The 11,051-nt window shown below is 71.0% G+C and carries 8 protein-coding genes; 3 read left to right on the top strand and 5 right to left on the bottom strand.

What is annotated here, in order from left to right:
* Window positions 1–796 precede the first annotated feature (796 nt).
* Window positions 797–1,903: a hypothetical protein gene (locus tag ACIRQ9_RS22990; RefSeq protein ID WP_404176387.1), complete on the bottom strand. Its 1,107-nt coding sequence runs from the start codon at window positions 1,901–1,903 to the stop codon at window positions 797–799.
* Window positions 1,904–2,436: 533 nt separating this feature from the next.
* Window positions 2,437–2,787, bottom strand: coding sequence for a putative quinol monooxygenase (locus ACIRQ9_RS22985; protein WP_404176384.1), 351 nt, complete (start codon window positions 2,785–2,787; stop codon window positions 2,437–2,439).
* A gap of 165 nt (window positions 2,788–2,952) precedes the next feature.
* Here ACIRQ9_RS22985 and ACIRQ9_RS22980 point away from each other — a divergent pair, with 165 nt between their 5' ends.
* Entirely contained in the window at window positions 2,953–3,327 is a 375-nt protein-coding gene (locus tag ACIRQ9_RS22980; RefSeq protein WP_404176381.1) for a MerR family transcriptional regulator, read from the top strand.
* A 180-nt stretch (window positions 3,328–3,507) separates the two neighbouring features.
* Window positions 3,508–4,290 (top strand): TSUP family transporter, encoded by a 783-nt coding sequence (locus ACIRQ9_RS22975; RefSeq protein WP_404176378.1) that lies wholly within the window; start codon window positions 3,508–3,510, stop codon window positions 4,288–4,290.
* An 83-nt stretch (window positions 4,291–4,373) separates the two neighbouring features.
* On the opposite strand, the gene ACIRQ9_RS22970 is transcribed toward ACIRQ9_RS22975, so the two are convergent.
* The 3 genes from ACIRQ9_RS22970 to ACIRQ9_RS22960 all read right to left on the bottom strand — a co-directional run bounded on the left by ACIRQ9_RS22970 (window position 4,374) and on the right by ACIRQ9_RS22960 (window position 8,327).
* Complete coding sequence (locus tag ACIRQ9_RS22970) at window positions 4,374–4,559, bottom strand: hypothetical protein (RefSeq protein WP_404176375.1); 186 nt, start codon at window positions 4,557–4,559, stop codon at window positions 4,374–4,376.
* Window positions 4,560–4,672: 113 nt separating this feature from the next.
* Window positions 4,673–6,844: an FUSC family protein gene (locus ACIRQ9_RS22965; RefSeq protein ID WP_404176372.1), complete on the bottom strand. Its 2,172-nt coding sequence runs from the start codon at window positions 6,842–6,844 to the stop codon at window positions 4,673–4,675.
* Between the two features lie 361 nt (window positions 6,845–7,205).
* The gene (locus tag ACIRQ9_RS22960; RefSeq protein WP_404176369.1) at window positions 7,206–8,327 is read right to left on the bottom strand and encodes a hypothetical protein; all 1,122 of its coding nucleotides are present in this window, start codon (window positions 8,325–8,327) and stop codon (window positions 7,206–7,208) included.
* Window positions 8,328–8,539: 212 nt separating this feature from the next.
* Between ACIRQ9_RS22960 and uvrA the strand changes: the two genes are divergently transcribed.
* On the top strand, window positions 8,540–11,008 hold the full coding sequence (uvrA, locus tag ACIRQ9_RS22955) for an excinuclease ABC subunit UvrA (protein WP_404176366.1): 2,469 nt from the start codon (window positions 8,540–8,542) through the stop codon (window positions 11,006–11,008).
* Window positions 11,009–11,051 lie beyond the last annotated feature (43 nt).

Here is an 11,051-nt window from a genome sequence, read left to right as displayed (position 1 = left end):
TCCGGGGCCTTGCGAAACCCGGGCGGACAGCTTCCGCGCCCGGGCGATCCTGATGGCGATCCGCTCCTTACCTTTCGATTACACAGATACCGCAGGTCCTGCTCACGACCCCTCCGGGGCCGTGTCCTTCTCGTCCAACGGCAGAGCAGTTCATACCTGCTCCGCCCCTCTGACTTCTGGCTACGAAGACGACACTAAGCCTACGACCACCCAATGTCTACTACAGCCACGACAGCTTTCCTCCACGCAAGGTCCCTCCCGTTCTGCCCCAGATACTCCAGGAAGAGTGCCGACTCCAACGGGCGCCCCCGCTTCCCGTACAGCAGTCCTCTTGACTGGCCAGCCGGGCTTGCGCGGCAGGGCGGCAGTCTTCTGCTGCTCGGGACCCTAGGCACCGACACGGCCACCAGCACAACCCGAACAGGGCAATCCTTGGCCCGTTCCGCGCTCGGGGCGGGTGGTGTGCCGGGAAGTCTGGTCGGCGACGTCTCCGTCGCGTCCGGAAGGCTTCCCGTGCCGCTCAGCCCCTCTCACCACCGTGATGACCGGATCGTCGTCCGGTTGCGGGGCGAGGTGTCCGCGCGAAGGGTGCCCCGAGTCCACAGGAGACTTTCGAGAACGTTCGCCCGGGCCCCCGGTGTCATGGAGGTCGACCTCCGCGAGGTCACTTATCTCGCCCCTGGCTTTGTTCATGAGAACGGACAGCAGATGTTCACCACTTCGGGAGACACCGCTGTCCGGCGCTGTTCGATTGCGGAGCAAGTCGGAGACCGGCTACGGCACCTTGGGCAGTCCGCTAGAAGAGGCCAGCGTGCATGTGCTGCGTGAGGTTTTCGTGGATCTCACGCAACCACGAACTGCGGACGGCTGGCAGCCGGACCAGGGTGTGCTGAAACGCGCCAGGATCGGCCCGGAACAAGTACCGGGGACGCGGTGCGGGCGGGTCGTCGCGGAGGACGCCATCGGGCATGCCACCCGACGCGGGAACTGGCAGGTGCGCCTTCGGGAAGGCCAGCCACAGCCACACCCCGAACGGCACAGGCACCGGGTACGCCGTAGTGGCAGGGCCGGCCGGCCTCCAAGTCTCTCCGGTCTGCGGATGGGCCGGCACGAGGACCATGTCAGCGTCCGCGTTGGGAGTGGACTGTCCTGGTCCGGCCAGGACAGCGCGCCGTGCCGGCGGACCCGCGGGCAACAGGGCGTCGAGGGCGCGCTGGAACACTTCCTTGCTCAGACCGTCCGGGACGGTCACCGGCTGGCCCTCCGAGGCCGCTAGCAGGTGAGCAAGTGCCCGGCCGACCGCGGCCTCCCACTGCGGGCTCCACGACCAGAAGTGGTTCGGCCCGAGCCGCGACCCCCATGTGGCGACCGGCTCGAACGGAGGCGTGCACTTCCCTTCCTCCAACAGCTCTGCCCAGGAGAGCGGTGCGGAGTCGGCGCCGTCGACGTGGAGGCGGCGCACGGCGTTGGGGGCAAGCCATACCGCCTGCCAGAGTGAGCAGTCGTCGATTCGGCTCGCCACGGGCAGGCCGCACTCTTCACATGCCATGTTGGGACCGTCTGCTCCGTCGAGGCCGCAACAGTAGCCGCCGGCCCGCTCCGGGATCAGCAGGGTGCCGCGGGCGTCGCCAGGTGCGATGACGATCGAACCAGGGGCGCCGTCGGAGAGCGCGTGGACCGGCACGTAGATGCCGCGGGCCACCGCCTCGTCCGGATGGATCTCCTCCCATCTCCGCCATGGCGGCCCCCAAGGATCCGGGTCCACGGCGAACGTGCCCGATTCCATCAGCACCGGGAGCTGAATCCCGTTCCCGTACTTCTGATGAGCGTGGGCCGGCAGGGCGACCCGGGACAGCGGGTTGGTCAGCTCAGCGCCGCACCCCACACACACGAAAACGAACAAATGCCCTCCGCTAGAAGCAGATGGCATCGTCGCAGCTTCGTGGCAGACAGGCCAACGTGTTTTGGATCCACTGCGGGGGCCGAAGCACAGCCAGGACGTTGAACATCACCGTTCGAACCTCGGCGTACTCTGATGCCTTCCGAGGTGGTGAACATCTGTTGTCCATTCTCGTGGACAAAGCCACGCCCCCGAGGTGCGCGGACTGCTGCTGTCAGCCGCAGATCTCGCCCGCCGTCGCGGAATGCGATTCGTCATCAGCGGTGCCTCTTCCCTCAGCCAACGTGGTCTGGACGAGTTGGGGATGAGACGCTTGGCGGACGTGCTCCCCCCCCCGACTGTTGGGACCACCGGGGTATCGGATCGGGTGCTGTCTGGATGTCGCTGCGGTCGTTGACCGGCGCCCCGCCGCGGCATGCACCGCGGCGGTCGAGCGGTACGCCCACCCCGGCGCCGACGCTGTACCGGCGCCCCATCGCCAAAGGCCTGGCCCCGACTCCGGGTCCGGCCCGGCAGGCGCAGGCCGTACGGCCTGATCACGAGACGGGGTTCAGCCAGTGGGCCTCCAGCTCTGTGTCGACCAGGTCCGCGATGGCTGCGAAGTACTTCTGCATGAACGGCTGCGATACGTGCGCCAGCAGGTGAGCGCCGGAGGACCAGCGCTCGTAGAAGGCGAAGGCGCCCGGTTCGTCGGGTGCGGTGTGCACGACGTACTGCTCGCATCCGGCCTCCTCGCGAGTGGGTCCGATGACCGCCTGGATCTCGCCCAGCAGGCGGCTCTCCTCACCCGCCCTGGCCCGCGCGTATCCGTAGACCGCGACGGGTGTGGCCGAGGCGAGGATGTCGGCGGGGATGAGGCCGTCGGTCACGGTGTTCTCAGTGTTCATGGGTTCCTGCTTCGTCATGGTGGGTTCTACCGGCGTTGATGGCCCGGCTGCCCGGAGTGTAGAAGTTGACGTTGACGTCAAAGGCAAGTCCGTGGTCGACGAGCCGCAGGATTTCCTCAGGAAGGTTCGGGACCCGGCGACGGCCTGGACGGAAGGAGAGACAGGATGCGCATCGGCGAGGTGGCGGCTGCAGCGGGGGTGAGCACACGTGCGCTGCGCTATTACGAGCAGCAGCGACTCATCACGTCGAGCCGCAGCGCAGGCGGGCAGCGCCTCTACGGCCCGGATGCCGTGCAGCGGGTGCGGTGGATCCAGGCTCTCTACGCCGCGGGGCTCAGTAGCCAGACGATCGCGGAGTTCCTGCCGTGCGCACGCACGGGGGTGGTCACCCCGGAGATGGTCGCCCGGCTCCGCTCGGAGCGGGCGCGCATCGACCATCACATGCGGGAGCTCGCCGCCACCCGAGCCCAGCTGGATGCCGTTCTCGTGGCCGCCTGCGAGCCCGGCGCGGCACGGCCGGCCGACGAGGACGGGACCTGAACCCCCATCACCCGCGGGCCCTCGCCCCGCGACCTTGATCTCCTGCGCCTTCGGACAGCAGTTGTCCACCCCCTTCGGCGGACGGTTGGATCGGGGCGGGGTCGATGGTCATCAGAACAGCAGGCACCGGAGCCGGAACTTCAACCCGCTCCGGGGGCCGATCGCCGGAGGGGGACTGTTGTGGACTGGTCCATGGGGCTGCTCGGTTGCGCCACGGGGCTGTTGATATCCCTGGCCACGGCCCCCGTTGGCGTCTCCGGAGCGGTCTTCCTGCTGCCGGTGCAGGTCAGCGTGCTGGGCGTGCCGAGCCCGGCGGTGACACCGACGAACCTGCTCTACAACGTGGTGGCCGGCCCCGGTGCTCTCTTCCGCTACTGGCGGGCCGGGCGCCTCGACGGGCCCCTGCCCCGTCTGCTGATCGCCGGGACGCTGCCCGGCGTCGTCCTGGGCGCCCTGATCCGGGTCTTCGCCGTACCCGGGGCGCGCGTCTTCCGCCTGCTCGTCGCGGCGCTCCTGGTGCCCCTCGGTCTGTGGCTCGGGCAGCGGACCGTACGCCCGGGACGATCGCGTGATCCACGGCCGCTCTCGCCACGCGCCACCCGAACGCTGGCGCTCCTCGTCGGTGTCGTCGGGGGCATCTACGGGATCGGGGGTGGCTCCCTGCTGGGCCCTGTCCTCGTCGGCCGCGGCACCCCGGTCGCCACCGTCGCACCCGCCGCGCTCGCCGCCACTTTCGTGACCTCCGTGGTCGGCGCGTCCAGCTACGCGCTGCTCTCCCTGACCACCGCGGGCGACATCGCCCCCGACTGGCTCCTCGGCCTGTCCTGCGGGGCCGGCGGGCTCCTCGGCGGATACCTCGGCGTTCACCTCCAGCCCCGCCTGCCGGAGGCCGCCCTGCGCCTGCTGCTGGCCGCCCTGGCGACCGGCGTCGGTGCGCTCTACGCAGTGCAGGTACTGGGCTGAGCACAAGGTGATCAAGGCGTCCGCGGCGCACGCGGGTCCCGTCGGAACGCGTTGCGGGGCGACGGCCTCGTCCGGCGATCGGATCAGATGCTGTCGAGGATCCTCTCGTGGTCCCGCTCCCCTTCGCGTGTCTGGATGCCGGCGGCGAGGAGCTTGTGTGCCAGTTCGACCACCGCCGCGTCGGCCGTGGCCATCAGAGCGGCGTTCTCGACCGCGTACGCCGCGCGGGTAGACGGCGGCTCCACGGCGTTGACGGTCTCCGTGATCACGGCGATCACATTCGGCCGCAGGCCGGCGATGCGCCGGGCAGTGCGTCGGGATCGGTGAGGTAGCGCAGGTCGCCGTGGAGCTGTGGGACAGGCGGCGCGGCCGGCCGGCTTCGTCACCCGCCCCGGTTGGCCGGTCCTGATCCGTCGTCCGCCGCGGCGGCGGCCCGCACCCGCCGCTCCTCGCGAGCAGAACCGACGTCCCTTTCCAGGGGGGTGCGGCTCACGGCCGTCGCGAGGTCCTCCAAGGACCGTTTCTGAAGTTCCGCCTCGCGCCGCACCACCGGGCTCTCCCTTCCGGCGGTGTCCTCCCACGCACGGAGCGCCTCCTCCACGCGTCCCCACTCCGGATTCCTGTGTTCGCGGACGTCGGCTGCCGCCCGCGCGGTGTCCGCCTCCAGAGCTTCGGCGAACCGCTCCGCCTCGGAGACGTCATGACCGCCGTCCCGCGGGACGTGGCTCTCCATGAGCATCGCCGCCCTGCCGAACCCCTTGAGCGCCTCCTGCGCCTCGTGCGCCTCACGCGACGTCAGCCCCCTGGGGCGGACCGGTTCCCGCCTCGCCCGGTCGTACGCCTCCTGCCAGGCGGCACGTGCCTCCCTGCTCGCCAGCAGTGCCCTGCGCATGTCGGCCTGACGCTCCCGGGTCGGTTCGGCGTAATGGCGCAGCACCGAGGCCGCGTAGCGGCCGTTGGCCGCGAGCCAGTCCGCGAGCCGGCCCGGCAGCCGGGGTGTCTCCCACGCGGGGAACACCACGTACGCCAGCATGGCCAGCGCCCCGCCGAGCAGGGTGAGCACCATCCTGTCCGGGACCGTCTGCTCCCATGCCTGGCCCCCCATGCCGAGGAGAAAGACGACGTACGCGGCGGTGAAGCACTGGGAGTAGGCGTAGCCGGTACGGTTGAGCATGTACGACAGGCCCGCCGAGACCACCGCCAGCGCGCCGGACAGATGAGCGTCCGGGCCCAGTACCCGCACCATCCCGGTGGCGAGCGCGACCCCCGCCAGGGTCCCGGCGAGACGGGCCACCGCACGTGCGTACGTCTGGTGGAAATCCGGCCGCATCACCATCACCGAGGTGAGGGGCGCCCAATAGCCGTGGCCCAGTGGAAGCCGGGCGGCGATCACGTAGCCGAGCGTCGCCACCGCCGCCAGGCGGACGGCGTGCCGGAACACCGGCGAGTCCCGGTGGAGTTCACGGCGGACCGCCTGGACTACGACCGGCACCAGCCGCAGCATGGTAGGGCGCACCAGGAACTGGCCGCCGGCGAGACCGGAGGGCGTGGACGCCCTTTCGCGTGCGCAGCCACTCCCGGCGATCTCCAGGGCCTCGCCGAGCAGGTCCACCAGCCGCTCGGCGGTTTGCCGCGCGGAGCCCTCCAGTACCTCGTGCTCACCGCCGACGCACAGGACGTCCGTTTTGTCGGGCGGCACTTCGGCGGGCGTGCCGCGGCGGACCGAACGGGCGGCCGTGTCCAGGACATCGGCGGCCGCGTCGAGCAGCTCCCTCGCCCGGTCCCGCCCAGGTCCCTCCGCCGGGGCGCCCACGTCCGGGTCGGCGAGCGCGGCGACGACCGGCCGAATGCGCTCGGCGAGTCCACGAGGGCCGTGCAGGATGGGGGGACGGGTGCGGGCCTGTGACGGCGTTACGGCGGCCGCGTTCCGGGCCGTCATCAACGGCTCCGGGTCGAACGAGGCGGTCGGGTCATGGCGCAACCGGCGAGCGTAGTCCGCCACGGCGGCCAGGGCGTCGGCGAGCGCGTCACGATGCGCTCCCCAACGCCGGATCGGGAACAGCAGGATCAGCACGGCCTGCACCACGCCCCCGAGCGCGATGACCCCGGCGTGCTCCAGGGCGCGCCCGACGCTCGTGGGCAGGGTGATGGTCACCAGCATGCTGCCCACGGTCGTCGCTGCGACGATCCCGGCGGTCGATCCGACGGCCCACGCCATACCCGCGGCAAAGGCCCATACGGCCAGCAGCGGCAGGAACGTCACGAGTCGCCCCGCCGCCAGGTAGCCCACGAAGGTGCCGAGCGCCAGTCCCGCGCCCGCGCCGAGCGCGATCACCTTGCGTGGACGCCAGGTGCGCTGGAAGGTGGCGCCGCCCGCGGAGTAGGCTCCCAGGGCGGCGGACGCCGCGTACGCGGGCGAGACCAGCCACAGCGTCGGCGCGACGACGATCGCCACCCCGGCGGCCGCGCGCAGCGCGACCAGGGGCTCCAGCCGCGTCTCCTCGATGGTGAGCCCGGATCGCGCGACCTCCCCGAGGGCCCGCAGCCATGTCACGGATGCGAGCCTAGCCGGAACACCCGTCCGGATCGCGTCGGCCGCGCCGCCGCTTGCATCCCGACGGAAGTTCTCGCCGACCGGGGAGGACGGCAACCGTGTCCGTGACTTCAGGAGCGGGTTCGGAGCCGGGCCCGTCGAGTGGTGCCGGGCGGGCCGCCCGGGGGACGCGTCCGCCATCCGTCCAGGCGGGCCGGGACGCGGGCGGTCGCCTCTGGTTCGGGTCCGGCCGCAGAGCAGGCGAAACGCCGTCAGGCAGCCGCGGTGGAAGGCTGAACAGAGCGCCGACCGGACCGGTCCGCGGCAACCGGGCGGACGGCGGTCCTCAGGGCTGCTCGGGATGCAGGACCACCCTCTACATCTAGTCCCCCTGGTTCTGCCGCAACGTGCTGAGACGCTCCTGTTCGCGCTTGGAGTAGGCGGCAGCCCTGATCGCCTCGTCGCTCTCCAGGCCCGATCCCAGCGCGCCGCCCACCGTGGCGACCGAAGCGACAAACCACGACAACGTCCAGTAGCCCGAGGCGTGCAGCTGCATTCGCGTGATGGAGGCGAACACCCGTTCGTTCAGGATGAAGAGCGCCCAGACCATGTTGATGACCACCAGACCCCCGTAGCAGACGATCACCCCGATGCCCACGGTCACGATCGTCGAGGCGTTGTAGAGAGCCGCCCTGTTGTGCGCCTCGGGCGAATCCTCGTCCGTTCGATGCCACAGGCCCGCGTCCACGATCAGCCAGCCGATCATGAGGGCGATGGACCCGACCGTGGCGATCACCAGGCGTGGCGTGCCGAGGGCGAAGGCGAGAGTCCAGATGGTGGAGTTCACCGTGGCGACCGCTCCGGTGGCGAGTGCGGCCGCAAGGGCTTTCGACAGGCCCGGCACCAGGCGCCACGGCCGGTTGGCGCGCACCATGCCGCCGAGGACCCTCAGGTAACCGCGTGGCCCGCTGACGACGTACCGCAGGTCGACGATCTCGTCCTCACCGATCTCACCGGGACGGACCGGCGTGAGGCAGCCGGCGAAGGGCCCTCGCCGCGGCGGACCTCCCTGACGTCCCTGTGCTCCGGCGGTCCGCGGGGCCGCCAGGCTGAGCACGGCGTCTTCCACGGCCTGCCGGGCCCTCGTCTGCAGCCGGAGGCCCCCCAGCGCGGGAAGGGACAGCAGAGCAAGGCCGTGTTCGTGACTCAGATCCATCACGAGCTTGCGCCTGTGCGAGTGCAGCGGAAGGTCGGTGAGGGCCACGACGACGTCCCAGTTCCCCTCACGTCCCCGGCCGATGATCCGGCGCTTCACCGTGCGCAGGTCCTCGGTCCCTGCGGTGAAGGGCTCACTGATCACTTCGACGTCGAATCGTCGTCCCAGGCCTGACCTGCGAGCGAGCCGATCGGGAAGCATCGTGGCCATGCGCTGGGCGATCTCCGTCGGCGCATCCGGATCCGCCAGCAGGGCCACGACCGTAACCTCCTGAGACGGCACCCGCATGGCTCCCTGTCGCCGGCTCTTCCGTGACCCCCCGTGGCCACAGGATGCCCCCGAGGTAACGCCGCCGCGACCGTGACACGCTGGCCCCTGACCACAGGTGCGCAGTCCGGCCCTGTGAGCTCCCCTTGCCGGGATTTCGCCGGGCGCTCGTGAAGAGGGCCCGGGTGGGCGCCTGTCGCGCGGTTTGTGGCGCGATCGGGTAACCAGGAACGGTGACCAATGACGCGACCGACCCCTTCGTGCGTGTCCGGGGTGCCGCCGAGAACAACCTGCGGAACGTCGATGTCGACGTTCCGCGGGACACGATGGTCGCCTTCACCGGCGTCTCCGGTTCGGGCAAGTCCTCGCTCGCGTTCGGCACTCTCTACGCGGAGGCCCAGCGCCGCTACTTCGAGTCCGTGGCACCGTACGCCCGAAGGCTGTTGCAGCAGGTCGGCGCGCCGCACGTGCAGGAAATCACCGGCCTGCCTCCCGCCGTGGCCCTGCAGCAGCGGCGCGGGGCGCCCAGTTCCCGCTCGACGGTCGGCACCCTCACCACGCTGTCGAATCTGCTGCGCATGCTGTACTCCCGGGCCGGCACCTATCCACCCCGGACGGCACGGCTGGAAGCCGAGTCCTTCTCCCCCAACACTCCGGCCGGCGCCTGCCCCGAGTGCCATGGGCTGGGCGTCGTGCACGACGTCGCCGAGGACCTGCTCGTCCCGGACCCCTCGCTGACCATCCGCGAGGGTGCGATCGCCGCCTGGCCGGGGGCCTGGCAGGGCGCCAACCTGCGCAGTGTCGTGAACGGCCTGGGCATCGACATCGACCGGCCATGGCGCAGGCTCAGGAAGAAGGACCGCGACTGGCTGCTGTACACGGACGAGCAGCCCTCCGTGTACATCGAGCCGGAGGAGGACCGGATCGACTACGGGTATCAGGGGAAGTTCTGGAGCGCCCGCAAACACGTCATGCACGTCCTCGCCGACTCCAAGAGCGAGAAGATGCGCGAACGGGCGCTGCGCTTCGTCAGGAGCGTGCCCTGCCCCGCCTGCCACGGAAGCGGACTGCGGCCCGAGGCGCTCGCCGTGACCTTCGCCGGACGTTCCATCGCCGAGATCAACGCGATGCCGCTCACCGAGGTCGTGGCGCTGCTGCGGCCCGTCGCCGGACGGTCCGATGCCGAGGCCACGACACCGACCGCCCGGTCCGGCGAGAGCACCGAGGTCGCGGTCCGGATCTGCGGCGACCTGGTCGCGCGGATCGACGTACTGCTCGACCTGGGCCTCGGATACCTCAGCCTCGGGCGGCGCTCGACGACCCTGTCGCCGGGCGAGGCGCAGCGCCTGCGGATCGCCACCCAGCTGCGCTCAGGGCTGTTCGGCGTCGTCTACGTCCTCGACGAGCCCTCCGCGGGTCTGCACCCGGCCGACGCGGAACCGCTGATGGACGTGCTGGACCGTCTCAAGGCAGCGGGCAACTCGCTGTTCGTCGTGGAACACGACATGGACGTCGTACGGCGGGCGGACTGGGTGGTCGACATCGGCCCCGGTGCGGGCGAGGGCGGCGGACGCGTGCTGTACAGCGGCCCGGTCGCCGGTCTTGAGGCGGTCGAGGAGTCGGCCACGAGCCGGTACCTGTTCGGGCGCGCCGAGCCGGTCGAGCACCGCCCGCGCACCCCGCACGGCTGGCTGCGCCTGCGCGGCGTCTCCCGCAACAACCTGCACGACGTCTCCGTCGACGTACCGCTGTGCGTACTGACGGCGGTGACGGGCGTGTCCGGTTCCGGCAAATCGACGCTGGTGACACAGGTGCTCGCCGAGGTCGTCCGCGGCCACCTCGGACTCGCGCCCGAGGAACCCGACGAGGCGCACCTGGACGTCGACGTCCAGGACGCCTCCGGGGTCGAGTCCTTCGACCGGCTGGTCCGCGTCGACCAACGGCCCATCGGCCGGACACCTCGGTCCAACCTGGCCACATACACCGGGATGTTCGACGCGGTCCGCAAGCTGTACGCGGCGACGGACGAAGCAAGGGCACGCGGCTACTCCGCCGGACGCTTCTCCTTCAACGTGCCCGAAGGACGGTGCGAAACCTGCCAGGGCGAAGGATTCGTCGCCGTGGAACTGCTGTTCCTGCCCGGCACCTACGCGCCGTGCCCGACCTGCGACGGCGCCCGGTACAACGCCGAGACGCTGGAGGTGACCTACCGCGGCAAGAACATCGCGGACGTACTGGCGCTGTCCGTCGACGCCGCCGCCGAGTTCCTGTCCGCCGTCCCGGCCGCCTCCCGCAGCCTGGAGACGTTGCGCGAGGTGGGACTGGGATACCTGCGGCTGGGCCAACCCGCGACGGAACTCAGCGGAGGTGAGGCGCAACGCATCAAACTCGCCACCGAACTGCAGCGAGCGCGCCGCGGGCACGCGCTCTACCTGCTCGACGAGCCGACGGCCGGCCTGCACCCCGCGGACATCGCGCTCCTGCTGCGGCAGCTGCACCGGCTCGTCGACGCCGGCAACACCGTCGTCCTCGTCGAACACGACCTGGACACGATCGCCACCGCCGACTGGGTCATCGACCTCGGACCCGGCGGCGGCGACGCGGGCGGCAAGGTCGTCGCGGCGGGTCCGCCGGCCAAGGTGGCACGGGCCGGCCGAAGCGCCACCGCGCCCTACCTCGCGGCCCGGCTCGCGCACTCCTGACGGACACCGCTCGCAGGGCGCCCCGTCCGGGCCCACCCCGCCG

It is taken from the genome of Streptomyces sp. NPDC101237 (genome assembly GCF_044767465.1).
GTDB lineage: Bacteria > Actinomycetota > Actinomycetes > Streptomycetales > Streptomycetaceae > Streptomyces > Streptomyces gramineus.
This window is presented reverse-complemented; position numbering and strand designations above follow the sequence as displayed.

Excerpts from the sequence above, each read along its gene's own strand:
- ACIRQ9_RS22985 (WP_404176384.1), bottom strand. The coding sequence starts at position 2,787 with ATGAACACTGAGAACACCGTGACCGACGGCCTCATCCCCGCCGACATC.
- ACIRQ9_RS22980 (WP_404176381.1), top strand. The coding sequence starts at position 2,953 with ATGCGCATCGGCGAGGTGGCGGCTGCAGCGGGGGTGAGCACACGTGCG.
- ACIRQ9_RS22960 (WP_404176369.1), bottom strand. The coding sequence starts at position 8,327 with ATGCGGGTGCCGTCTCAGGAGGTTACGGTCGTGGCCCTGCTGGCGGAT.